At 60.0% G+C, this 24,253-nt stretch carries 25 protein-coding genes and 1 pseudogene; 23 read left to right on the top strand and 3 right to left on the bottom strand.

Annotated features, from left to right (window positions below; genetic code table 11):
* Positions 1–126 precede the first annotated feature (126 nt).
* From GSVR_RS09645 to GSVR_RS22390, 4 genes and pseudogenes are all read left to right on the top strand, one after another.
* Positions 127–1,275 carry an iron-containing alcohol dehydrogenase gene (locus GSVR_RS09645; RefSeq protein WP_173196454.1) on the top strand — a complete coding sequence of 383 codons (1,149 nt, stop codon included), beginning with the start codon at positions 127–129 and terminating at the stop codon, positions 1,273–1,275.
* A gap of 147 nt (positions 1,276–1,422) precedes the next feature.
* Positions 1,423–2,451 (top strand): alpha/beta hydrolase, encoded by a 1,029-nt coding sequence (locus GSVR_RS09640; protein WP_370552077.1) that lies wholly within the window; start codon positions 1,423–1,425, stop codon positions 2,449–2,451.
* Positions 2,452–2,620: 169 nt separating this feature from the next.
* On the top strand, positions 2,621–3,682 hold the full coding sequence (locus tag GSVR_RS09635; protein WP_173196458.1) for a carboxymuconolactone decarboxylase family protein: 1,062 nt from the start codon (positions 2,621–2,623) through the stop codon (positions 3,680–3,682).
* Between the two features lie 221 nt (positions 3,683–3,903).
* Positions 3,904–5,108, top strand: a pseudogene (locus GSVR_RS22390) (multidrug effflux MFS transporter).
* A 186-nt stretch (positions 5,109–5,294) separates the two neighbouring features.
* Here GSVR_RS22390 and GSVR_RS09625 read toward each other — a convergent pair.
* A complete protein-coding gene (locus GSVR_RS09625) occupies positions 5,295–5,666 on the bottom strand; it encodes a cysteine rich repeat-containing protein (RefSeq protein ID WP_173196460.1) in 372 nt (123 codons plus the stop codon).
* Between the two features lie 457 nt (positions 5,667–6,123).
* Between GSVR_RS09625 and GSVR_RS09620 the strand changes: the two genes are divergently transcribed.
* The 5 genes from GSVR_RS09620 to GSVR_RS09600 all read left to right on the top strand — a co-directional run bounded on the left by GSVR_RS09620 (position 6,124) and on the right by GSVR_RS09600 (position 10,915).
* Positions 6,124–7,602, top strand: coding sequence for a nitrogenase component 1 (locus GSVR_RS09620; RefSeq protein WP_173196462.1), 1,479 nt, complete (start codon positions 6,124–6,126; stop codon positions 7,600–7,602).
* Position 7,603: 1 nt separating this feature from the next.
* Entirely contained in the window at positions 7,604–8,920 is a 1,317-nt protein-coding gene (locus tag GSVR_RS09615) for a nitrogenase component 1 (protein ID WP_173196464.1), read from the top strand.
* Between the two features lie 83 nt (positions 8,921–9,003).
* Entirely contained in the window at positions 9,004–9,948 is a 945-nt protein-coding gene (locus GSVR_RS09610) for a DMT family transporter (protein ID WP_173196466.1), read from the top strand.
* A gap of 68 nt (positions 9,949–10,016) precedes the next feature.
* Positions 10,017–10,415 (top strand): FosX/FosE/FosI family fosfomycin resistance hydrolase, encoded by a 399-nt coding sequence (fosX, locus tag GSVR_RS09605; protein ID WP_305040948.1) that lies wholly within the window; start codon positions 10,017–10,019, stop codon positions 10,413–10,415.
* A gap of 26 nt (positions 10,416–10,441) precedes the next feature.
* Positions 10,442–10,915 carry a GNAT family N-acetyltransferase gene (locus tag GSVR_RS09600; RefSeq protein ID WP_173196468.1) on the top strand — a complete coding sequence of 158 codons (474 nt, stop codon included), beginning with the start codon at positions 10,442–10,444 and terminating at the stop codon, positions 10,913–10,915.
* A gap of 41 nt (positions 10,916–10,956) precedes the next feature.
* Here GSVR_RS09600 and GSVR_RS09595 read toward each other — a convergent pair whose 3' ends face one another.
* Together GSVR_RS09595 and GSVR_RS09590 are read right to left on the bottom strand one after the other, a co-directional pair.
* On the bottom strand, positions 10,957–11,310 hold the full coding sequence (locus tag GSVR_RS09595; protein ID WP_173196470.1) for a toxin-antitoxin system HicB family antitoxin: 354 nt from the start codon (positions 11,308–11,310) through the stop codon (positions 10,957–10,959).
* Complete coding sequence (locus tag GSVR_RS09590) at positions 11,307–11,534, bottom strand: hypothetical protein (protein ID WP_173196472.1); 228 nt, start codon at positions 11,532–11,534, stop codon at positions 11,307–11,309. The genes GSVR_RS09595 and GSVR_RS09590 overlap by 4 nt, the downstream gene beginning before the upstream one ends.
* Before the next feature lie 144 nt (positions 11,535–11,678).
* Here GSVR_RS09590 and GSVR_RS09585 point away from each other — a divergent pair, with 144 nt between their 5' ends.
* From GSVR_RS09585 to GSVR_RS09520, 14 genes are all read left to right on the top strand, one after another.
* On the top strand, positions 11,679–12,824 hold the full coding sequence (locus GSVR_RS09585; protein ID WP_173196474.1) for a M20/M25/M40 family metallo-hydrolase: 1,146 nt from the start codon (positions 11,679–11,681) through the stop codon (positions 12,822–12,824).
* 132 nt (positions 12,825–12,956) lie between these two features.
* The gene (locus GSVR_RS09580; RefSeq protein WP_203978854.1) at positions 12,957–13,442 is read left to right on the top strand and encodes a hypothetical protein; all 486 of its coding nucleotides are present in this window, start codon (positions 12,957–12,959) and stop codon (positions 13,440–13,442) included.
* Between the two features lie 76 nt (positions 13,443–13,518).
* On the top strand, positions 13,519–14,556 hold the full coding sequence (locus tag GSVR_RS09575; RefSeq protein WP_203978853.1) for a formylglycine-generating enzyme family protein: 1,038 nt from the start codon (positions 13,519–13,521) through the stop codon (positions 14,554–14,556).
* A gap of 11 nt (positions 14,557–14,567) precedes the next feature.
* Entirely contained in the window at positions 14,568–15,794 is a 1,227-nt protein-coding gene (locus tag GSVR_RS09570) for an MFS transporter (protein ID WP_173196476.1), read from the top strand.
* 172 nt (positions 15,795–15,966) lie between these two features.
* A complete protein-coding gene (locus tag GSVR_RS09565) occupies positions 15,967–17,589 on the top strand; it encodes an NADP-dependent glyceraldehyde-3-phosphate dehydrogenase (protein WP_173196478.1) in 1,623 nt (540 codons plus the stop codon).
* Between the two features lie 312 nt (positions 17,590–17,901).
* The gene (locus GSVR_RS09560) at positions 17,902–18,228 is read left to right on the top strand and encodes a nitroreductase (RefSeq protein WP_239077504.1); all 327 of its coding nucleotides are present in this window, start codon (positions 17,902–17,904) and stop codon (positions 18,226–18,228) included.
* A 106-nt stretch (positions 18,229–18,334) separates the two neighbouring features.
* Entirely contained in the window at positions 18,335–19,024 is a 690-nt protein-coding gene (locus tag GSVR_RS09555; protein ID WP_173196482.1) for an HAD family phosphatase, read from the top strand.
* A 92-nt stretch (positions 19,025–19,116) separates the two neighbouring features.
* Positions 19,117–19,362 (top strand): type II toxin-antitoxin system Phd/YefM family antitoxin, encoded by a 246-nt coding sequence (locus GSVR_RS09550; RefSeq protein WP_173196484.1) that lies wholly within the window; start codon positions 19,117–19,119, stop codon positions 19,360–19,362.
* Positions 19,359–19,745 carry a type II toxin-antitoxin system VapC family toxin gene (locus GSVR_RS09545; protein WP_173196486.1) on the top strand — a complete coding sequence of 129 codons (387 nt, stop codon included), beginning with the start codon at positions 19,359–19,361 and terminating at the stop codon, positions 19,743–19,745. The genes GSVR_RS09550 and GSVR_RS09545 overlap by 4 nt, the downstream gene beginning before the upstream one ends.
* 184 nt (positions 19,746–19,929) lie before the next feature.
* Positions 19,930–20,061, top strand: a complete 132-nt coding sequence (locus GSVR_RS09540; protein WP_173196488.1) for a nitroreductase family protein — start codon at positions 19,930–19,932, stop codon at positions 20,059–20,061.
* A gap of 77 nt (positions 20,062–20,138) precedes the next feature.
* Positions 20,139–21,500, top strand: a complete 1,362-nt coding sequence (locus GSVR_RS09535; protein WP_173196490.1) for an FAD/NAD(P)-binding protein — start codon at positions 20,139–20,141, stop codon at positions 21,498–21,500.
* 128 nt (positions 21,501–21,628) lie between these two features.
* On the top strand, positions 21,629–22,600 hold the full coding sequence (locus tag GSVR_RS09530; protein ID WP_173196492.1) for a 2-dehydropantoate 2-reductase: 972 nt from the start codon (positions 21,629–21,631) through the stop codon (positions 22,598–22,600).
* A 15-nt stretch (positions 22,601–22,615) separates the two neighbouring features.
* Positions 22,616–23,863, top strand: a complete 1,248-nt coding sequence (locus tag GSVR_RS09525; RefSeq protein ID WP_173196494.1) for an MFS transporter — start codon at positions 22,616–22,618, stop codon at positions 23,861–23,863.
* 205 nt (positions 23,864–24,068) lie between these two features.
* Complete coding sequence (locus tag GSVR_RS09520) at positions 24,069–24,209, top strand: recombinase family protein (protein WP_203978852.1); 141 nt, start codon at positions 24,069–24,071, stop codon at positions 24,207–24,209.
* Positions 24,210–24,253: the final 44 nt, after the last annotated feature.

Below are 24,253 nucleotides of genomic sequence, written 5' to 3'. Positions count from 1 at the left end.
ATTTTCGGATGACCTTGCAGGATTAGGCAATAAGTTTAGAGGATTGATCTATCTCCTTTATTGTCATCCGCGGTAGGTTGAATTCAACAGAAGGCCAAATTCTTGTTTAACCATCATGAGGATGCCATGGAAAACTTCACGTATTTCAATCCAACCAAAATCGAATTCGGTACCGGTAAGGAAAAATTGATCGGCCAGCATTTGCAGGAGCACGGAATCAAGAAGGTACTGCTTTGCTACGGCAGTGAGCGCATCAAGCGGGAGGGTCTCTTCGATCTGGTCAGTCAGAGTCTTGCGGCAAAAGGCATTGCATCAGTCGAACTTGGCGGCATCGTCAGCAACCCCGTCATCTCGAAGGTGCGTGAAGGCATTGTCATGGCGAGGGAGCATCAGGTCGATGCCATCCTGAGCGTGGGCGGCGGCTCCGTACTTGACAGTGTTAAAGCGATTGCCGCTGGTGTCTGCTACCATGGCGATGTCTGGGACTTGTTTGTTGGCAAGACAGGCATCCAATCCGCGCTGCCTTTGTTCGCCATCCTGACTCTGGCCGCGACAGGCAGTGAAATGAACCCTGCGGCGGTTGTTACCAATGAGGAAACCAAGGAAAAGCTCTTCATTTCGGCTCCCCCATTGTTTCCTAGAGTTTCCATCGTCAACCCCGCGCTGATGCAAGGAGTGTCGCGCGACTATCTGGTTTATTCGGCATCCGATGTTATCGCCCATCTGATCGAAAGCTATTTCACGGCGACTGCATTCCCGAAAGTACAATCGCGCCTGGTCGAATCCCTGATCTACACGGTCATTGAGACAACCGAAACGCTGCTGACAAACCCGGCGGACTATGAGGCCCGTTCCCAGTTCGCCTGGACGTCAACATTGGCACTGAATGGCCTGACTTTTTCCGGCGCGGGGGGATTCAGTTATCCCAACCATGCTATCGAGCATTCACTTTCCGCACTCTTCAACGTGCCGCACGGTGCAGGGCTTTCGGTGGTAATGCCAGCCTGGATGAAGTGGTATCTCAAACAGAACAGGCCCCAGTTCGCGCGCTTTGCCAAACACGTATTCGGCGGGGAGACGCCCGAAGAAGGCATTGCAGCACTTGAGAACTGGTTCAACAAGATCGGCACGCCAACACGCCTCAGCCAGTTCGGCATAACTGAGGCTGATCTGCCAACCGTCGTCGATAACGTCCAGATTTATGTCCAAGCTTTTGGGATCGCGAATATCTATACCCCCGAAGTAGTAACGGACATTCTTAAGGGAGCATCGTAAGCACCAAAAAGACACTTTTCATATACTGAAAGGAGACATCCAATGAACAATCCCATATCTCGTAAAAAGCTGATCCAATTCTCTCTTATTGCGGGCGCAGTCATGTTAATTGGCGCACAGTCCGCGTTAGCGGCTTTAAACCTGCCAATGCGAGGAAGCGCCGTGAAACTGACCAAAAAATGGGATAAAACGTTCCCAAAAAGCAAAGCTGTCGAACATCAGAAAGTTACCTTCAAAAATCGCTATGGCATGACGCTTGTTGCGGATGTCTACGTCCCGAAAAAGCGTGGCACAGGCAAACTGCCAGCACTTGCAGTGAGTGGTGCATTCGGCGCAGTAAAAGAGCAATCATCTGGCTTTTACGCGCAGGAAATGGCCGAGCGCGGTTTCGTAGCATTGGCGTTTGACCCGTCCTATACCGGTGAAAGCGGCGGGGAACCACGTAACATCGGATCGCCTGATATTAATACCGAGGATGTGATGGCCGCAGTGGACTACCTGGGCCTGCTGGATATTGTTGACCGTAACCGTATTGGGCTGCTGGGTGTTTGTGGTTATGGTGGCCTGAACCTGAGTGCTGCTGCCGTTGACAAGCGCATCAAGGCAGTTGCAAGCTCTGTGATGTACGATATGTCTCGGGTTTATGGTAAGGGTTTTCAAGACAGTTACACACCGGAACAACGCACCAAAGTACTGGAGAATTTGAGTTTACAGCGTTGGAAAGACGCGGAAAACGGCAAGCCCGCTTACGCAAGCAACGATGTTGTATTCGACGAAAAAGGCAATGTCACCCGTGCGTCACGTATCCTTCCTGAAACCCTGCCTGCGAACGCCCATCCTATTGTGGCAGAGTTCTTTGATTACTACCGCACCAAACGTGGCTTCCATCCGCGTTCGATAAACTCGACAGGTGCGTGGTCGATTACTACGCCAATTGCGTTTATGAACTTCCCGCAACTTACGTACATAAAGGAAATTTCGCCACGCCCCGTGTTGATTATCACCGGCGAAAAAGCCCATTCGCGTTACTTCGCTGAAACCGCTTATCAGGAAGCCGCACAACCGAAGGCGCTGGTCATTGTGCCAAACGCCAACCATGTTGACTTGTATGACAAGCAGAGCGGCAAGATTCCGTTTGACAAGATCACCGAGTTCTTCAACAAGAATATGAAATGAGGCGATAGGCACCGATGAACAACAGTCGCTGAAGTGGTTTGGGGGCTCTTGCAATGCAAAGATAAACACCAGCAAATACAGGGTAATTTATATGGTGAGACGACTATTTGTCCTTTCATATGGTTGTATAATGATGTTGTGCACATCTCTCATAGCTGAGGCTAAAACCATGCAAGATCATCTGAATGCAAAGCAGCGAGCCATCATTCCTATCGCGGCTTTCACGGCCAACGGAGACCTTATCCGCTTGAAAACGGCCTTAAGTGACGGACTTGATGCGGGGCTGACCGTAAATGAAATAAAGGAAATCCTTGTCCAGCTGTACGCCTACGCGGGCTTCCCTCGGAGCCTGAATGGCATTAGCACGTTCATGGCCGTTATGAACGAGCGCGGGGGAAAAGGCATCAAGGACGAGATCGGCAAGGAGGCCAGCCCGATGCCGACAAGTAAAAGCAGCCTTCAGATGGGCACGAAAAACCAGACGCAACTGGTTGGCCAACCTGTGACAGGACCGCTGTATGATTTTGCCCCGATCATCGACCAGTTCTTGAAAGCTCACCTCTTCGGCGACATTTTCCAGCGCGACGTGCTGAACTGGCAAGACCGGGAATTGGCGACAGTGGCAGCTCTGGCCGCTATCGAGGGGGTTAACCCACAGTTGCAGGGGCATATGGCTATCGGCATGCACAACGGCCTGTCGCCTGGGCAGCTTCGGGAACTGGTGGACATTCTGCAAATCGAATGCGGTGCAAAGGTTGCGGATAACGCCGGAGCCGTTCTTGATCAGGTCTTGAAAATTCCCAAGGTGAAAAATATGAGTCAAAAAAATGATGATGCAGCCAACGGCGGAATCTTTTACCGGGGGGACAAGAATGACAAATATGCAAAATATTTTACCGGCACCAGTTACCTCAATATGCTGTCCACCGAAAGGGTTTTTATCGGCAACGTGACCTTTGAGCCCGGCTGCCGCAATTTCTGGCACATTCACCACAAGGGAGGGCAGATCCTTCTCGTGACCGGGGGACGCGGCTGGTATCAGGAGTGGGGGAAACCAGCACGGGAACTGCACGCAGGTGACGTAGTCAATATTGCCCCGGAAACCAAACACTGGCATGGAGCCGCAAAAGACAGTTGGTTTTCTCATGTAGCGGTTGAAGTTCCGGCAGAGGGTGGTTCAAATGAATGGCTTGAACCGGTTTCTGACGACGAATACAACCGGTTGCCGTAATATTTTCAAAGGCAAAAATCGGCCTTGTCCCACGGAGACAATTTCTCGCCGTACCCAGGCTATAAAGCACGGCTAGAACGCTAAATCAGCGAAGTGGTGTTGAGCCTAGGAACTCTGTACCGTTCAAGGCTATGACCCGTCATCATGACGTAAAATGAGCAAATAGACCAAAAGGATTTTGCAAAGTGAAAGAGGAAGTAGCAACACGGCAAATTAACCTGATGATACTAGTACTTATTCTCGGCGCACTGACCGCCTTTAACTCCATGTCCATTGACATGTATCTTCCGGCCTTTCCACAGATTGCCCAAGACCTCGCCGTTCCGCTCGGAACAGTGCATCTGTCGGTATCTGCTTTCCTGTTCGGTTCTGCGTTCGGCCAGTTGTTCTATGGTCCGGTTGCTGACCGATGGGGAAGGAAGCGCCCCCTCCTGTTCGGTTTGGGGCTTTATATCATTTCCACCATTGGCTGCGCCTTGATACGTTCCGGCCAAGGGCTGCTTTTTTGGCGAGTAATCATGGCCTTGGGGGGTGGAGCCAGCATAGTCATCTCTCGGGCCATTGTCCGCGACCTGTATGATACCGCCGACGCAGCACGGATGTTTTCGCTGCTCATGCTCGTGATGGGGGCTGCTCCGATTCTTGCCCCCTGGCCGGTGGACAGCTACTCTTGTTCACTGGTTGGCGGGGAATCTTTGGTTTTCTGGGGATTTTCGGCGTTATTTCCTTCGGCGCATCATTGGTATGGCTGCCTGAATCGTTACCGGTTGAACGACGTAGCGAACGCAGCCTCATGGAAATGGTAGCAGGTTATGGCAGTCTGTTCAGGCACCGGCAGTATCTGCTGCATGCCATCGCCTTAGGAGCCGTCGCTGGTTTCAATTTCTCCTACATTGCCGGTGCTCCGCAACTTTTCATCGAACTGCGCGGAATTTCCCCTCAGCACTTCGGTATCATCTTCGGGTTGAACGCCTTTGGACTGATAGGGTCATCACAACTGAACCGCAAACTGCTGCGACGCTACACCTCAGAGCAGATCCTGAACTTTACCTTCACCGTCAATCTTCTGGGGGCACTCTTGTTGACCTTGGCAACCATGACCGGTATCGGCGGGTTCCCGGCGCAACTCACTCTCCTGTTCATTTGCCTCTGTACCACCGGACTTCTCTATCCAAACGTCACGGCGCTTGCCCTGGCACCATTTGCTGCATCGGCAGGCACTGCCTCCGCACTGCTGGGGACAATCCAATACACTCTGGGGGCCACGGCGGGAGCATTTGTCGGGATGTTCCACAACGGGACCGGCTTGCCAATGATCCTGACTATGACCTGTTGCGCTGTGGTGGGGAGGATTGCCATCATGTTCGCTCAGCCACCCAAGAGCATACAGGACCCTTCTATTGGTGTCATAGAAGCTGAAGCATAGCTATGAACCAGATCAATTTTAATTATTAAGCGAGAGGAATAAATAGAGCCCCAAAAAAGAAACTCCGGTTCAGTTTGGCTGGCACCAGACTGAACCGGAGTAATGGAGAGAAATCTTGTCCTTGCATGTGTTATAGCGAAGGAAGGGCAGGGAAACCTCGTTCTCTAGCCCACCTACCCCTTAAACCTATTGTTTTTCTTTGTTTTTGGCTATTGTCTCCTTGCACACGACGGACACTTGATCGGAGTGTTCTTTCAGGCATTTAGCGATCGCACCTTTCCCGGGCTTGACCTCGGAACAGAATTGTTCTACGTCATCATGACATGCCTTCTGGACTGCCTTCAGCTTTTGTTTCATCTCGCCCAGATGCTCCTTGCAAGCAGATGATACTGATGCCTCATTCGCCTTAAGGCAGGCAAGAACCTTTCCGCTACCGGGGGTCACGTCCTTGCACAGTTTGTTGATGTCCTCGGCGCAGGGGCCTTGCGCGGCCAAGGCTGCGGTAGCAAAAAAGATGGTGAGCGGGGCTGCCAAAGATAACACGTATTTAACTTTCATTTTCTCCTCCCTTTGTCTTTTGTTGTGGTTGCCGCCACTTCACGCCTGCGACAGGAAGTGATCATAGCTGGCAACACATTGATAATTTTAAATCCTAAATACTTTGTGTCAATAATGCTCACAAATAGGAGGGCCTGCTAGATTAGGGGCATTCTGGCTGCATCCCACCCGTCATATCACGTCCCATGTTACTTTTTCGTAACACTCAACCACCTCTCTCTGCGCCTGAATTTCTCTAGATATGACCGCCAAATAACCTTTCGTGCCCCCTTCAACTGGCATAACCGAGGACACAACAGCGAGAACCGAATAAGGATTGACAAATGCCATGTATGCCTGTAGAAAGCTACAAAATCTATAGTTGATTGTCAGGTTCACCTGTTAACAGGAGACCGGCTGCGTACCAACGCATCCGGTCTTTTTTTGTTTGGGGCCTGACCGATCGGACGGAGGGTGTATGGGCATCATAGACATCAAACGGAACGAGGTGCCGATCCGGGAGAACCGGTTGAAGGCCATCACCGGCTATGTCGGCACCATCGGCGACCTGCACGGGCAGGCCACCACCTGCAGCGCACAGAACCGGGAACGCTGCTTCACCCAGGCCAGCGCCTGCTCGTCGGGCTGCTGCCAGAACCAGCTCGGCAGCATCACGGACGCGCTGGTGATCAACCATGCGCCGGTGGGCTGTGCGGCCGATTCGGTGCCGGGCAACGTCAACTACAAGTCCGGGGCGCGCCTGCGGGGGCTGGAATACCGCAACGTCCAGATCATCAGCACCAATCTGGAGGAGCGGGACACAGTCTTCGGCGCCACGGAAAAGCTGCGGGACACGATCCTCCAGGCCTATGAACGCTACAAGCCCAACGCCATCTTCGTCACTACCTCCTGCGTCTCCGGGATCATCGGCGAGGACATCCAGAGCGTGCTGAACGAACTGAAGGACGAACTGGGCATACCGCTGGTGCCGGCCTTCTGCGAGGGGTTCAAGACCAAGGTCTGGGCCAGCGGCTTCGACGCCGCCTTTCACGCGGTGCTGCACGGCATCGTGGAGCCGCCCCGATCCGGCTTCACGTCCAACACCGTGAACTTCGTCAACTTCCGCGGCAGTGCCCGCAGGGAGATCATCGCCACCTTCGCCAAGCTGGGGGTGGAGCCGGTCTTCCTCCTCCAGCACAGCAGCGTGGAGCAGATCCGGCGGATCTCCGAGGCCCGGGCCACGGTCAGCATCTGCGGCACCCTGGGGAGTTACCTGGGCAACGGCCTGGAGCAGTATTACGGCGTGTCCTACGTCAAGACCGAGCAGCCCCACGGCATCACCGGCTACAAGAACTGGCTGCGCTCCCTGGGGGACCTGCTGGGTGAACGGGACGCGGTGGAGGCTCATATCAGCGCCGAGGAGACGCGCATCGCCGACGAACTGGCGGACATCCGCGCCAAGCTGAAGGGCAAGACCGCCGTGGTCGGCATGGGGCCGAGCTTCGGCCACAACTATACCCGTGTCCTGCGGGAACTGGGCGTAGAGGTGATCTGGGCCGCCACCTGGCACTTCGACCAGAACTACGACCACGGCGAGGTGCCGGAATCCACCAAGCGGCTGGCCGAGGCGGACGAGAGCCTGGGGGTCAGCGTGGGGGACCAGCAGAACTACGAGATCGTCAACCTGCTGGGCAAGCTCAAGCCGGACATCTACGTCACCCGCCACGGCGGCTCCTCGGTCTGGGCCACCAAGATGGGAATCGCCTCCTACATGATCACCGACGAATACGCGGCCTTCGGCTTCAACGGCATCCTCAACTTCGGCAACGTGATCATCGACAAGCTGACCAACCGTTCCCTGGCACGCAAGCTGGCGGAGCGGATCAAGCTGCCCTACAGCGACTGGTGGATCTCCCAGGACAGCTTTTCGCTTCTCGAAGCGGCGGGGGGGTACTGAGATGGCGCAGATCATCGATCAGGTTCGTCACGTCTGTACTTTGGGGGGATTACAGTCGGTCCTGGCCATCGACCGGGCCATCCCGATCCTGCACGCCGGGCCGGGCTGCGGCCAGAAGCTGTGGGGCGCCGTGGGGCTCCAGAACGGCGGCCAGGGCTCGGGCTATGCCGGGGGACACACCGTCCCCTGCACCAACGCCACGGAGCGGGACGTAGTCTTCGGCGCCACGGACAAGCTCCACGAGGTTGTCGAGAACACCTTCAAGGTGATTGACGCGGATTTCTTTGCAGTCCTGACCGGCTGCACCTCGGACATCGTCGGGGACGACGTGGGGGACGTGGTACGCCGTTTCCAGAAGCAGGGCAAGCCCATCGTCTGGGCCGAGACCGGCGGTTTCAAGGGCTCCAACTTCATCGGCCATGAGCTGGTGCTGGAGGCCATCATCGACCAGTACCTGAAGCCGGGCGCCGAGACGGTCCGGGGGCTGGTGAACGTCTGGGCCGTGGTCCCCTACCAGGACCCATTCTGGACCGGCGTCTACGCCGAGCTGGGGGAACTCTTGACCGCCACCGGCCTCACGCCCAACATCATCTTTGGCCCACGGGGCGGCGTGGCGGCCCTGGATCGGGTCCCTACGGCCCAGTTCAACCTGCTGGTCTCCCCCTGGGTGGGGCTCAAGGCGGTACAGCGGCTGGAGGAAAAATTCGACACACCGTTTCTGCACTCCCCGGTGCTTCCCATCGGCCCGACCGAGACCGGCAAGTTCCTGCGCGCCCTGGCCGGGTTCGCCGACTTGGACGCGAAGCGGGTGGAGGCGTACATCGCGGAGCGGGAGGATCACTACTATCACTTCATCGAACGGGCCGCGGAGGTGCTGCTGGAGACGCGCTTTTTGCCGCGCCACTTCACCACCATCACCGACAGCGCCTACGGGCTGGGGCTGGCCAAGTTCCTGGTGAGCGACCTGGGGCTGATCCCGGACCGCCTCTACGTGACCGACGGCATCCCCGACCACCTCCAGGCCGGCGTGGCCGGATACTTCAAGGACCTGGGCGAAGGGATCGGCGCCGAGGTGACCTTCACTCCGGACGGCGGCCAGGTGCAGAGCGAGCTGCGCGCCACCAAATTCCGTTCGCGGCCGCTGATACTCGGCTCGTCCTGGGAGCGCCCCCTGGCAAAGGATCTGAACGGGTTCGCCCTGTCGGTTTCCATGCCGGTCAGCGACCGCCTGGTGTTCGATCGTTCCTACGTGGGCTACACCGGTGCCCTGCGGCTGGTGGAGGATATCTACTCCGCTATTCTGTCGGATTTCCAGTGATGACATTGGTTGCATTCGGGTGAACTCTCTGGCATGTATGATCGCGTAGTGATGAAAACTCATATCCGCCGGGAGCCCTTACCTTGGAACAAACATCACCCGACATAGCCACAGTTCAGGCCGTTGATCCGGCACCGTGCCGGAATGTTGCGGAAGCGATGCTTCACGGCGGCCGGGGCATGGCCTATGCTGCACTGATCGCCGGCGTGCTCTGCATCAGCGGCTCCGCCCTGTTCGTCAAACTGGCCGGCGTGCCGGGTCCGGTGTCGGCCTTCTATCGTTTCCTGATCACCGGCCTCGTGCTGGTGCCCTGGTGGCTTTCCTCCGGCGCGGCCCGGCCCTCCGGGGTGCGGCTGTGGCTCACCCTGGCCGGTGGCATCTTCCTGGCCCTGGACCTGATTCTCTGGAATACCAGCATCATGCTCACCACCGCCTCCACCGCCACTCTGCTGGGGAACAACGCTCCGATCTGGGTGGGACTGGGCGCCTGGTTGATCTTCCGGGAACGCCTGAGCGGCCGCTACTGGTTCGGCCTGCTCACCGCCCTGGCAGGGATGGCGCTGGTGGTCGGGACAACGGGATGGAGCGCCTCCGGCCCCGGTAAGGGGGACCTGATGGCGGTGGCGGCCGGATTCTTCTACGGCGCCTACCTGCTGACGACCCAGAAGGCGCGCTCCAGCATCGACACCCTGACCTTCATGACCTTTTCCGTGGCAGCCGGCACAGTCCTGCTGCTGGTCCTCAATCTCTCCCTGGGGCTGCCCCTGGCCGGCTACGGCGCCCGCTCCTGGGCCTATCTGGCGGCCCTGGCCCTGGTCTCGCACCTGGGGGGCTGGCTGGCGGTCAACTATGCGCTGGGGCACCTGAAGGCATCGGCGGTGTCGGTGTCTCTGCTGGCTCAGGTGGTGGTCACGGCGGCCCTGGCCGCACCGCTCCTGGGGGAACACCTCACCCTGCGGCAACTGCTCGGGGGAGGGCTGGTACTGGCCGGCATCTACCTGGTCATCAGCCGGCGTCGGGTGACGTAAACTTTCTCCGCCGACGGCGTCCGGTTCCGCAAGGGGGAGTTTTACTGTTTCGAGATGGAGGTCGGAAATTGATCGAGGGAATCAGCCATATCACCTTCATCGTGCGGGATCTCGACCGGATGGCGCTTTTCCTGTGCAAGGGGCTGGGTGCCACGGAGATATACGACGAAACAAAGAATTTCTCTCTGTCGAGAGAAAAGTTCTTTCTCCTCGGCGGTGTCTGGATCGCTGCCATGGAAGGGGAACCGCCGGCCGTAAGGTCGTATCGGCACCTTGCCTTCAAGGTGGCGTCTGCCGACCTGCCGGGATACAGGGCCAGGCTGGAGTCGCTCGGCGTCGAATTCCTGCCGCCCCGCGGAAGGGTGGCGGGAGAGGGAGAGTCGCTGTACTTCTACGACTTCGACAATCACCTGTTCGAGCTGCATGCCGGCACGCTTGAGGAGCGGCTTGCCCGCTATGCCGGATAGAAGGGAACCACGACGGGGGAGCGAAGATGGACGACCCGGTGACAGAGGTGGAAATTCGAAACGCCTGCCAGAAGGATGCGGACAGGATTGCCGGTTTGCTGACCCAGTTGGGGTATCCCGGCACGGAACGGTTCATCAGTGAGAAGATCGAGGCCTTGACGCGACATCCCGACGAAGAACTGGCGGTGGTGGTGGAAAACGGGGAAATTCTAGGGGTGATCTCGGTGCATTTCATCCCGCAGCTTGCCCTACCGGGCGACTTTGCCCGCATCAGTTACCTCTGCGTCGACGAAGCGGCCAGAAGCCGCGGCGTGGGGCGTCTGCTGGAAGCATGGTGCGAGCAAATCGCGCGGGAACGCGGCTGCGACCGGATCGAACTGCACTGCCACAGCCGGCGCGAGGCGGCGCACCGCTTTTATCACCGCCGGGGGTACGAGGAATCGCCCAAATATCTGATGAAGAGGATCACGCGCAGCAAAAATGCGCATTACACGACGTGACGGCGAAAAGAGGTGTCCGAATGCGGTACGCTGAATACGGACTATGCCGCTTTCCGGGACAATCCTTCCACGATGTACGTCGTGGCCAGGGCATTGAGGCTGACACCTTCCTGACGTGCACGGGCCTGTAGTCGGGCATGGACGCTTTTTGGAAGGCGCTGGACGAATTTACCGGAGAATGCGCCGAAGCTGCCCGGCTCCGGTACCGGCAGCCCCTGTTCTTCCAATGTAGCAATCACCGCGGCAAGCGCTTGATAGCCCTCTGCGATTGCTTCCTCCACGGTTTCACCATCGGCGATGCACTCGTTGAAATCCGGAAAACTGACCAGATAGCCGCCCCCTTCTTCATTCGTAAGGGCCCGCACATCAAAAGGATATTTTTTCACGTTTTTCATGATTCCTCCAGGAGAGCAAGAAACTTCTTGATGTAGATCGGTTTGATCGGTTTCCTTGCCGGCACCGGCAATGTTTTTCCGGCAGCAGTGACAAAGACGCAATGACTGGTACCATCATGCCGCCAGTTCATGCCAAAGCGTCGGGCTATGCTCTGCAAATCTTCGATGCGCCAACCGTCAGGGTTGTTGTGCATCTTCAGGAGTGTTTTGTCTGCTTTGGTCATAGACAATTGATACTATATTCAGTATCGTGCGTCAATAAATGACTCCAACTCCTTATATTGTTCAAAAAATGAATTCAGATTTTAAAGCTATCGTCTGACCATGTTTTGATGGCTGGGCAGAAAACCTTGACGGGAGTAACCGACATGATCAACAAGGAACGGCTCTATTCCAGCTTCATGGAGCTGTGTGCCATAGACTCCGAACCGACCCGTGAGCGGCTGATGGCGGACCGGCTCACGGACCTGCTGTCCGGGCTCGGTTTCATTGTTACGGAGGATGATGCGGGGCAGAAGATCGGCGGCAATGCCGGCAACCTCATGGCCCGCCTGGCAGGCACCGGGCCAGGGGAACCGCTCCTGTTTTCCTGTCACCTGGACCGGGTCGTACCGGGCACCGGGGTCAAACCGCGCATCGAGGGTGATTTCATCGTCAGCGACGGTACCACGGTGCTGGGCGCCGACGATGCCGCCGGCCTGGCCGCCATTCTCGAAGGGGTGACAACGCTCAGAGAACGGAAGCTCCCCCACCCCCCTATCGAACTGGTCCTGACGGTGGCCGAGGAGCTGGCCCTGGCTGGTTCGCCCCATTTCGACACCGATCAGATCACGGCCGGATACGGATTTGTCCTGGACGCGTCCGGCCGGGTGGGAGAGATCGTGACCCAGGCACCGGAGCAGGTGAAGTTCAAGGCAGTGTTCCACGGCCGTAGCACCCATGCCGGCGCTGCCCCGGAACAGGGCTCCTCGGCCATTCAGATGGCCGGCGTAGCCATCAGCCGGATGCAGCTATTGCGGATCGACCAGGAGACCACCGCCAATATCGGCAGTATATCCAGCGTGGGGCCGACCAACATCGTGCCGGACCGCTGCGAACTGGAGGGGGAAGTCCGTTCGCTGGAACCGGCCAAAGTGCGAGCCCAAGTGGCAGCCGTCACCAACGCCCTGGAGTCGGCCGCTGCGGAATACGGCAGCACCGTGGATATCACGGTGGTGCCCTGCTATCCGGCCTACCGACTGGCAGAAGACGCGGCTCCGGTGCAGCGGGCCGCTCGGGCCGCCCGACGGATCGGCGTGCCGGTCCGGTTCAAACCCACGGGCGGTGGCTCGGACGCCAACATCTTCAACCACAAAGGCATAACGTCTGTGGTGCTGAGTTGCGGCTACGGAAAGCCCCACACTACCGAAGAGCGCATCGCCCTGGAACAACTGGCACTGCTGGCGGAGTGGGTCGTGGCCATCATCGGCGACGAACAGGCCCCTGAGTGGGAACCGCCGGCGGCCGGGCTATAACCCTATTTTGACATGCCCTCCTGGCATGCGGTAGAGATTTACTGACACGTGCATGATACGACAGAGAATCGGTACTGAACATTGCGGCATACGCCACCCGCACCGCTCCCATCCCGAGCAGATCGGCCACCCATGACCTCATCCCCCCGCACAACCCGCGGACTTCCCGACAACGGTTCTTTTCTCCGCTTTCTCACGGCACGGGCCTTTGCCATCGTCGCCTATCAGATGGTCACGGTGGCCATCGGCTGGCAGATGTATGATCTCACCCGCAGTGCCTTCAACCTGGGGCTGGTGGGACTGGTGCAGTTCCTGCCGTCGGTGCTGCTGGTGCTACCGGTTCCCGGTTCCGGAGGACGGGAAGGTCCCGGACAGCGTCATCGAGTGCCTGACCGCGCGGTTCCTCGACGACCTGCACCATGCGGCCAGCCTGTATTTCGAGTATTTCTTCCACCACCTGCCGGCCGGCATCAGGCATCTGTCACACGACAGCGCACCCGGTCGGGATGGAGCGGCCGCTCGGGTGATCCCCTTTCCGATCAACCGCCGCAACCGGCTGCGCTGAAGGGCCCGCAGGACAAGCTTTTCCTTGACGGGGCATCGATCGTGGGGTACTAAGAAACTTCCGCTGACCGGAAAAACTGGAGGCCGAGGAATATTTCCTCGGCCTTTTTTCGTTGTACCAGGAGTTCGCGTGATTCGAATCGTCCCTATCACCACATGCACGCGCATAGCCATTGTGCTGGCTCTGCTTTTTGTGCCCGGACAGGTCCGTGCCGTCGTAGCGCCGGGGCGTCCGGACATTGCCGTGCCGAGGGAGGCCGTGCGCCAGCAGGGGCGCGCTAGCGAACGGTCGGCCGGGCCTGGCGATGCGCTCGTGGGCATGCGCTTCGTCACCATCAAGGGAGGCACCTTTACCATGGGGGATGCCTTCCGAGAAGGGGACCGGGATGAAACGCCGACCCACGAGGTGCAGGTGGATGATTTCGCCCTGGCAGCAGTTCCGGTCACCAAGGGGCAGTTCCGCCTGTTCGTGAACGAGACCGGCTACCGCACCGATGCCGAAAAAGGCAATGGCTGCTATGTGGAGAAGGGGGACATCTGGAACTACGACCCGGCCGCCACCTGGCGCAGTCCGGGGTTCATCCAGGACGACAGCCATCCGGTGGTCTGCGTCTCCTGGAACGATGCCGTGGCGTTCGCGGAATGGCTCTCCCGCAAAAGCGGCCGTCGCTACCGCCTGCCGACCGAGGCGGAATGGGAGTATGCTGCCCGCAGCGGCGGAAAGCAGGAGCGTTTCGCCGGCTTCAGCGATCCAACCGACTTTCACCGTTACGGAAACTTCTGCGACCGCACCTGTTCCGCCGAGTGGCGGAACACGGTCCAGGACGACGCCTTCAAATACACCTCTCCGGTGGGGCACTACCTTCCCAACGGGTTGGGGCTGTACGACATGGCCGGCAATGTCTGCCAGTGGGTGGCCGATCTCTACGGTGAACGCTACTACCGCGAGAGCACCAGAAAGCTGCCCCTGGACGGCCTCTACGGCGGCGACCTGCGGCGGGAGCGGGCCCGCGTCAATCCGCAGGGGCCGGCCGAAGGCAGATACCGGGTGCTGCGGGGGGGCTCGTGGAACTCGGCCGCCATCGACGCCCGTTCGGCCCAGCGCCTGCGGAACAAGCCGGAATTCCGGCGCAGCTACATCGGCTTCCGCCTGGCCCTGTCCCCCTGAAAGCGAATCCCATGACCGTCACACCACCCGCATCCCCGGCCCAGGGGAATCCGCGCCTGCTCCGGATCTGCTGCGCCGTCTGCTTCTGCTGCTTTTTCGGTGCCTACATGCGCATCCCGGTGTTTCCGCTCCATGCCGCCTCCCTGGGGGCCGACACCGTCCGGGTGGGCATGCTGAACGCCCTGTTCCTGCTGATGGCCGGTTCGCTGTGCGTGCCGGCCGGCATGCTCTCCGACCGGGTCGGCCGCAGGCTGCCGATCATGGCCGGCATCCTGGTCCTGGGCTGTTCCTCCCTGGGGCTGTCCTTCAGCAGCAGTGTCGCCCACCTGGCTGCGGTCTGCGTCCTGTCGGGCATCGGCACGGCGGTGTTCGCCCCGCCGCTGATGTCCTACGTGGCCGACATTACGCCGCCGGCCCGCCTGGGGAGCGCCTTTGGCTGGTATACCACCTGCCTGTACGGCGGCATGACTATCGGCCCGGCCGCAGGAGGACTGCTGGGGCGCACCCTGGGATTCCGGCCGGTCTTCCTGATCTCCGGGCTCCTGATCGTGGCGCTCTTCGGGGTGGTGCTGTTCTTCCTCCCGCCGTCCCGGCCGCACGGGACCACGGCCCCCCAGCCGGCCGGGGCGGCCCTGCTCTCCACCCTGTGCAACCGCCGGCTGCTGGTCTGCCTGGGCTCCCTGCTGGGCAGCTGCATCGGCTACGGCCTGTTCATCACCTTCATGCCGCTCTACGCCCGCAGCCTCGGCCTGGACTCGGGCCACATCGGCCTGGTCTTTGCCGTCCAGGCCCTGTCCAACGCGCTCTCTCGCATACCGTTCGGCCGTCTGGGAGACCGCCTGGGGGACCGCAGCGTACTGGTGGTCACCGGCCTGGTTGGCTTCAGCCTGTCCCTGGCGATTCTCGCCGGTGCCAAATCCCTGGGACTGCTGCTGCTCGGCGCCGCCGCCTTCGGCGTCACCCTGGGGGTGGCCTTCACGGCCCTGGTGGCGCTGACCGCCGATGCCGCCCCCCGCGAGCAGCGCGGGCTGGCCCTGGGACTCTACAACAGTTGCCTCTACCTGGGCATGATGCTCAGTTCGGCCCTGATGGGGCTGGTCATCCGCCGCCACGGCTACGGGACCGCCTTCTACCTCTGCGGCGGCATCACACTGGCAGTGGCGCTACTGTTCTTCTGCCTGTACCGCCGCCCCCCGGCCGCGGCCCCGGAAGCAGCGGCATGGGAGGCGAGCCCGTGACCTTCCCTGTAGCCGCCCGGCCGACAACGGTCCGCCCGGGCGGACTGCCTGCCCCCCCTGCCCCGCACCACTTTGTTGATTGCCGGCAACCGGCGGGTGTATAGTGCTCCTGCGTCACCCTGGACATGCTCTCAGGCGGCGCCATACCGACCAGTACAGAAAGTTGACACCCATGCAAAAACGCATTGCCGGACTCTTTCCCGAGGCACAGGACATCCCCGCCGCCTACCGCATCGACGCGCCGATCCGCCAGGACAGCTATCTGGTCAATGGGCAGTTGCGCACGTGGTCCGGCCCGCTGCAGGAGATCCGCTCCCCGATCCGCGTCAGGGCCGGGCACGGGGCCGGCCAGCCGCTGCTGCTCGGCGAGGTGCCCCTGCTGGACGAGGCCGCCGCCCGGGAGGCGCTCTCGGTGGCGGTGCAGGCCTACGACAACGGCCGTGGAACCTGGCCGACCATGAGCGTGGGGGAGCGTATCCGCTGCGTGCAGCGTTTCGTTACCGCGCTGCGCAGAAAAAAGGAACAGGTGGTCAGGCTCCTCATGTGGGAGATCGGTAAATCGGTCAAGGAGGCCACGGCCGAGTTCGACCGGGCCCTGGCCTATGTGAAGGACACCCTGGAAGCCCTCAAGGAGCTGGACCGGCAGTCCTCGCGCTTCGTCATCCAGCAGGGCATCATCGGCCAGATACGCCGCGCCCCCCTGGGGGTGGTGCTCTGCATGGGGCCGTACAACTTTCCGCTCTACGAGACCTTCACCACCCTGATCCCGGCCCTGGTGATGGGCAATACGATCCTGCTCAAGCCCCCCCGCTTCGGCATCCTGGTGTTCCAGCCGCTCCTGGAGGCCTTCCGGGACGCCTTCCCCGCCGGCGTGGTCAACACGGTCTATGGCGAGGGCGAAACCGTGATCCCGCCGCTGATGGCGTCCGGACAGGTGGATGTGCTCGGCTTCATCGGCACCCACAAGGTGGCCGACGCCCTGCGGGCCATTCATCCCCGCCCCCACCGCCTGCGCTGCGTGCTCGGCCTGGATGCCAAGAACCCGGCCATTGTCCTGCCGGACGCGGAGCTGGGCCCCACCGTGCAGGAATGTATCCGCGGGAGCCTGACCTACAACGGGCAGCGCTGCACGGCGCTCAAGATCGTCTTTGTCCACCGCAGCCTGGCCGACCGGTTCGTGGCCGCCATGGCCGAGGAACTGGAGCGGATCGCCTGCGGCATGCCCTGGGACGAGGGGGTGACGGTCACGCCCCTGCCGGAACCGGAGAAACCGGCCTATCTGCAGGGATTGATACGGGACGCCCAGGACAAGGGAGCCCGGGTGGTCAACCGGGGCGGCGGAACCGCCAGCGCCTCGCTGGTGTACCCGGCCCTGCTCTACCCGGTCTCCCCGGCCATGCGGGTCTACCACGAGGAACAGTTCGGGCCGGTGGTGCCGGTGGTGCCCTTCGACGATATCAACGAGGTAATCGACTACGTGGTGGCCTCCCCGTACGGCCAGCAGGCCAGTATCTTCGGCCGGAACAGCGACCTGCTGGCCCGGCTGGTGGATGCGCTGGTGAACCAGGTCTGCCGGATCAACATCAACAGCCAGTGCCAGCGCAGCCCGGACAGCTTCCCTTTCAACGGCCGCAAGAACTCGGCCGAGGGGACCCAGTCCGTGGCCGACGCCCTGCGGATCTTCTCGATCCGCATCGTGGTGGCGGCCCGGGAAACCGAACTCAACCGCGAGATCATCAACGATATCGTCAAAGAGCGCAAATCGCATTTCCTGACGACCGATTTCATCCTGTAACCGGTTGTGGTGATTAATATAAATTTTGACCAAACATGTTATCCCGCACCGTATCAGGAGACAGTTCGATCATCATCCCCTCCCCTGAAGGAGACTTCTTTCGTGATGACCTGGTTGTTCGACGAGGGGACGGTGGAGTAGGCCAATGCTTTTTTATAGACCAATTGACTGACCTGAGCACAGGAGGCCGGGAGAGAGCGCTCAGTCTCTTTTCGCCTGCGGGCGGTCCTTCAGCCGATCGCAGCGGAACACGTTCTTATGGACAACTCTTCTGAACATCTGTCTCCGGTGATGTGCCGAAATTGCGCGCTGATGCTAGCCCGCATTGTCTACCGGCGCTGCCGCTGGTTTCCCCTCGTGCGGGAGCCGCTGCTTCTGGGGATGCGCATTCTGGCCCGCTGGCACGGCATCGACGCTCGCCGCCATGGGGTCCGCAATCCGGAATGCCAGGGCTGTATCCGTTTCATGAAGGTCGAGTTGGAAGAAAAGTCCCCTCTGTTCCGTTTTCTCAACGACCTGATCGGCAGGTCGTTCACGGCCCTGCGCGACGCCCGGGTCACGCAGGATGAGCTGGCCGAGGCCAAACGATTTGCACGGGAGACCATGAAAGCCGGGGACCAAGCGCCGTCGGAACGATGAGATCTGAGCTTTCCACACTTTTCAGATTCTATGCCATCAACTGACAGCCTGACTCCTGATGCTGCCCCTATAGCGGCTTTGTTTTACGATGGGAAGGGATGACCAAATGCACTTCACAACTGCCATCTTCGACATGGACGGCACCCTGTTCGACACCGAGCGGCTCGCCATCGACGCCTGGCAGGCGGCTTTCGGGGAATGCGGCGTGGCACTGTCGCGCCAGGCCCTGGAAACGGTGATCGGTGTCGACGGTCCCGGCACCAGGGCCTTTCTGACCGGCTTCCTGCCGGACGGCGTTGCGTTCGACGATCTCAGGAGCCGGGCTGCCGCCGTCAGGAGCGATGCCGTTGAACGACACGGGATTCCGGTGAAGGCCGGGGCGCGGGAGCTGCTGGCCCACCTGGAAACCCGCGGGACAACCATCGGCCTGGCAACCACCACCTTTACCGACCGGGCGCTGGAGAATCTGGAGCGGGCGGGCCTCACCGGCTATTTCCGGGCCATCATCGGCGGTGACCAGGTCGAGAAATGCAAGCCGCATCCCGACATCTACCTGAAGGCACTGGAACAGTTGCAGGCCGCGCCGGCAACGGCCATCGCCCTGGAGGATTCGGACCACGGCATCCTGGCTGCCCATGCGGCGGGGCTGCGGGTCATCCACATTCCTGATATCAAGCCCATTGACAAGGAGACAAGGGCATGCGTTCATCGCGAGTATGTCACCCTGCTGGAGTTCCGGAACGAGATACGCGACGGGGATGCCTTTCGCTTGCAGCTTACTACCATGGGACCATGAAGAGCCGGGATCATTGCGAGAGTTTCCCATTCTTTACACCCATGAATAATTTAGCTAGAATAAACCATACTTATCATGCAGGAGGTCAAAATATGCACACTGTGAGCATGTTTCAAGCCAAGACATCCCTGTCAAAGCTGGTCGAGGCGGTTGAAAGTGGCAGGGAAAAGGAAATTGTCATTTCCCGCCACGGCATGTCCGTTGCCAAGCTTGTCAGTATTTCCCACCAGCCGGCGCACCAGAGGATAGGCGTTGCCAAAGGCCGCTTTGTGGTGCCGGACGACATCGATGGGTCCAATGACCTGATTGCCCGGATGTTCGCAGGGGATACGGCATGAGGCTGCTGCTTGACACCCATGTGGCCCTGTGGGCCATTACCGACAGTCCCGCGCTTCCGGAAAAGGCGCGCCGTTATATTCTTGCTCCTCATAACGAGGTATACGTAAGCGCCGTCTCGATCTGGGAAATAGCCATCAAGCATGGCCTGGGGCGGGGGAACATGCCTGTTTCGGGGCGCGAAGCAGCCGACTATTTCAGCCAGGCGGGGTATCTGACCCTGGACATCAGCGCCGAGCACGCGGCGTTTGTCGAAGAGCTCCCCAACCACCATGCCGACCCCTTTGACCGGATGCTGGTGGCACAAGCATTGTACGAACCGATGCACCTGCTGACGCACGACAAGGTAATTGCCGCCTACAGCGATGTGATCATCCTGGTTTGACGGCTTTCTTGGGTAAGGTGGCCGAAAAGTTTCGACTTTCCCCTCCAAACCGGTTGAAAAACAGTTCACCCTTGACGTACTAACAATATGACAAGAGCGCTACGAGCGTCTGACTGACTTGGGAACAAGAGGTCAAAGGATTCCCCTTTGGCCTTTTTTTATTGCAAGCAAGAAGGAAATCATCATGAGTGTACAAAACACGCTCAGGGAACGTCGCAGCATCCGCGCCTACAAGGACACTCCGGTTGAGGAGGACAAACTGCAGCTCGTTCTGGAGGCCGCACGGCTCTCGCCATCGGCTCGCAACCGGCATTAGCAGGATGGTGCTCTGGAGTCGCAGACGTGTTTGATGAAACTGCTCTCCTGCACATCATCTTAAAGGAGCAAACCTTGATGCTTTCAGAACGACCTTTCGATGTGGCGGTAATTGGAGCCGGAGCCAGTGGTACGCTGCTGGCCGCCCAGTACAGCAGGCAAGCCTCACCCGGTTCACGCCTGGTGCTGATCAGTGCCGGCAGCCCTGCGCGTGGCGTGGCCTATGATACCCCGTATCTGGTCAATCTGCTGAACGTCCCGGCCGGCAACATGAGCGCCTTTCCCGCTGACCCGGAACATTTTGTGCGCTGGCTGGCCGCACGTTTGCCCGATTCCGGGTACGGGACGTTTGCCCCGCGCAGCATCTACGGCGAGTATTTGGGGGGGATTCTGGCGGATGCATCAGCAAGCGATGCGATAGCACTGGTGGAGGCGACGGCCGTTGATGTCACCCGGCACGGTGATCTCTGGACTGTTACACTACATACCGGTGAAACCATTCGGGCCGGGGCGGTTGTGCTGGCCATCGGCAACGCCTTGGCTCCCGCCGACCCGCTGGATGTGAGCCGCATCGCCCCCTGGTACCGTGGCAACCCCTGGGCGGCGGACGTCGTGCCGAGGGTACCTCCGGAGGCTCCGGTCCTGCTGATCGGTACCGGACTGACCATGGTGGATGTGGCTTTGTCCCTGCGGGAGTCAGGCCATAGTGGACCGATCCGTGCAGTATCGCGCCATGGCAAGCTGAGCCGGCACCACAGATCCTACACTCCGCGGCCTCTGACCGAGCTGCCTGCGGAGTTCCTCACGCCATGCGGCGGGCTCCGCTGGCTTCGGGAGGCGATCGCCCAGCACGAGAGTGTCGGTGGCGACTGGCGCGCCGTGATAGACAGCCTGCGCCCCCATGCGGCGCAGATCTGGAAAGGGTGGTCATTGCGGCAGCGTGGCTCTTTTCTGCGCCATGCCCGCAACCTGTGGGATATTCACCGCCATCGCATGGCCCCGGAGATAGCTGGCCAGCTTCACACATTACTGACGGATGGCATCCTTACCATCCATGCCGGCCGGCTGCTCAGCGCCGAAGCGGGTATGGCCTGCGCCCGGATCACCACACGTTCCACCCGGAGCGGCACTATCTTTCAACTGGACGTCGAGCGGGTCATCAACTGCACCGGTCCCGCCCGCAACTACGCCACAACCGATATCCCCCTGATCGTGCGGCTGCGCGAGCAGGGTCTGCTGACACCCGACCGGTTGCGACTGGGTTTCGATACCGATCATGACGGTCGTCTGATCGGTGCCGACGGCAGTGTCAATCAGGCTCTTTTTACCATCGGTCCCCTGCGTATTCCTGCTCTGTTTGAATCCATAGCTATCCCGGAGATAAGAGTTCAAGCCGAGGCACTGGCCGGACTGTTGACAAGTGACCATAGAGAAGTATAGCGCTTGACTTGATTCACCGTTTCCTCCGAAGACAGGAGGGTGATGACATCATGAACAGATAATGGGTAGCTGGGGGCCGGCATGATGATCTTCTGGCACCATCCGGAACAGGAAGGAGCACGTTTGTCATGAACATAGCAGTTATCGGCGCCGGTGCGGTGGGGCTCTATTTCGGCGCCAGGCTCCAGCGGGCCGGCCACGACGTCAGGTTCCTGCTACGGCGGGACTACGAGGCCATCAGGGAAAAAGGGCTGACCGTCACCTCGCCCAGCGGGGATTTTCATCTGGCAGAGGTCAAGGGATACTGCGATCCTGCGGACATGGGACCCGTGGACTTGGTATTGGTGGCGTTGAAGACCTTCGACAACGGCGTACTCCCTGACCTGGTGCGTCCGCTTCTGGGTGAGGACACCGCCCTGCTGACGATCCAGAACGGGCTCGGCAACGAAGAGGTATTGGCTGAGGCGTTCGGAGCACAGCGGGTACTGGGGGGCGTGGCAATTATCGGCTCCAACCGCGGCGAACCGGGCGTTGTGCACCACAAGGCCCTCGGCTCGATCCGCCTCGGGGAGTTTACCGGCGGTGTTACGGAGCGGGCCGCGAAGCTGGCGGAAACCTTCATTGCCGCCCAGGTCCCGTGCGAGGCGGTGGCGGATCTACGCCGGGTCCGCTGGGAGAAACTGGTCTGGAACATCACCTTCAACGGCCTCTGCACCTTGGCCAACCAGACGCCGGGATACTTTCTCGCCTGTCCGGAAACGCTCTCCCTAGTCCGCGAACTGATGGCCGAGGTCGTTGCCGGCGCCAATGCCCAGGGGCTGAGCGAGCCGATACCGGAGGAGTCGTTCATAGACGAGAACATAGCCCGCACCATCAAACATACCAGCGACTACCGCCCCAGCATGATGATCGACCGCGCCGAAGGCCGGCCTCTGGAGTTGGATGCCATCTACCGCATTCCTCTGGAGCATGCGGCGCGCCGCGGTGTCCGGATGGTCCGGGTGGAGATGCTCTACGCCCTGCTGGCGGCAGGAGAGCCCAATCCGGACCATGGCAGGGAACCAGCTGGCGCTGCTCCGGCAGAAGCCGGAGCAGCATAACAGGGAGAGCAGGCGATGGTCGGCAGGGTGATCAAACATTTCATCGCTGCATTGCGAGATCTTGACGGACGGGTAATCGCCCTGTGCCTGGTCATATTCCTGGCCGACATGGTCTGCGGCTTTTTCGTGGCGTCATTCCCGATCTATGCCCGCGAGGCCGGCATGAGCCTGCCGGTCATCGGCGCCGTCACGACGGTTGCCGCTCTGGTCCAGTTGGCCGTTGCCATCCCGTTCGGCGTGCTGTCGGACCGCCTGGGCCGCTCCGGGTTCATCATCACCGGCGTGGCGGCCATTACACTCAACATGTTTGCCATGGCATGGGGCCCCAGCCTCTGGCTGCTGCCGCTCTGTCCCGTTATCAACGGCCTGGCGGTTACCATCGTCTTTCAACTCGGCCATGCCCACATGGGGGACATTACCACGCCGGCGCAGCGTTCACTGGCCTTTGGCCTGAACAGTTCCGCCATGGCGCTCGGTTTCGGCCTGGGACCGTATCTGGGCGGGCTGCTGGGGGACCGCTACGGGTATGGCGTTGCCTATTTCTGCGTGGCGCTGATCGGCTGCGCATACCTGGTGCCGGCCCGTGCCTGTCACCGCGAAAGGCCGCAGGTCCGGCGGTTCGGCAGCGGCAGCCTGTTGTCCGGAGCACGGCTCATGCTCGGGCGGCCGGACCTGCGGCTGGTGGCGTTCGGCAACCTGTTGCTGGGCATGACGTTCACCGGCATCCTGTCCACCTTTGTCCCGCTCTATGGCAAGGAACTTCTCCTGACCCAGGCCGCCATCGGCTCGATGTTCGTCACTAGATCTCTCGTGTCGGCGGCAGGTCGGCTTGCCAACAGCCTGCTGGTGCGCCGGGCGGGCAGCATGTCCGTCATGGTTGTTGCGCTGTTTTTCATAGATGTGGCCGTTTTCGGCATCGGCACCACCACCAGGCCCGGCGTGATGGCCGCCTGTCTGGCGCTGGAAGGGCTTGCCTACGGGGGATTCATGGTTGCCGGCCTGACCTATGTGGCCAACCATACGACCGCGGTCAACCGGGGAGCGGCAGGCGGCGTGTATGCCATGGCCTCGGCCCTGGGGGGATGTATTGCCCCCTGGATTCTGGGAATAGTCGCCGAACAATGGGGCGTCCGTTCCGTGTTTTTCGTAGCCGGCGCAACTCTGGCCGTGGGGCTGGCAATTTTCGCGGCCCAAGCGGCGGCCCTGCAAAAGATTCCCGGCCCGGCCTCTCCAGATGAAGAAGTCGTTCCGGCATCAGTCTGAAAGGAGAGAGTGTGCCGATTCCTATTTGTATTTCCAATACGGCCGCATTCCTGAATACACTCTTGAGGCGTTGTGTCGCATAGATTTTTGTGTCGCATAGATTTTATTTGACAGATTAACCCCTGCCTTGTGGGCGAGAGTTTGATCAAACCAACCGGATATCCGGAGGTTTCACAGCGCAACCGCGCCAGGAAATCTCCGGTTTTTGCTGCTGAATGAGGAAGGCATGCGGCGCCGCGGCAGCATGTGGAGCATCCAGACCGTCTATCTGATTCTGGCCAACCCCGTGTGCATGGGGCAAAAGATGTTCAATCAGAAGCACTGGAAATCCCGCCAGAAGAAATAGGAGAGAGAGATCGTCAGGATTCCGGTCGAGCCGATCGTCTCGCA

This window comes from Geobacter sp. SVR, assembly GCF_016865365.1.
In the GTDB taxonomy this organism is placed as follows: Bacteria; Desulfobacterota; Desulfuromonadia; order Geobacterales; family Pseudopelobacteraceae; genus Pelotalea.
Note: the sequence above shows the minus strand (reverse complement) of the source record. Positions and strands in the feature narration are given on the sequence as shown.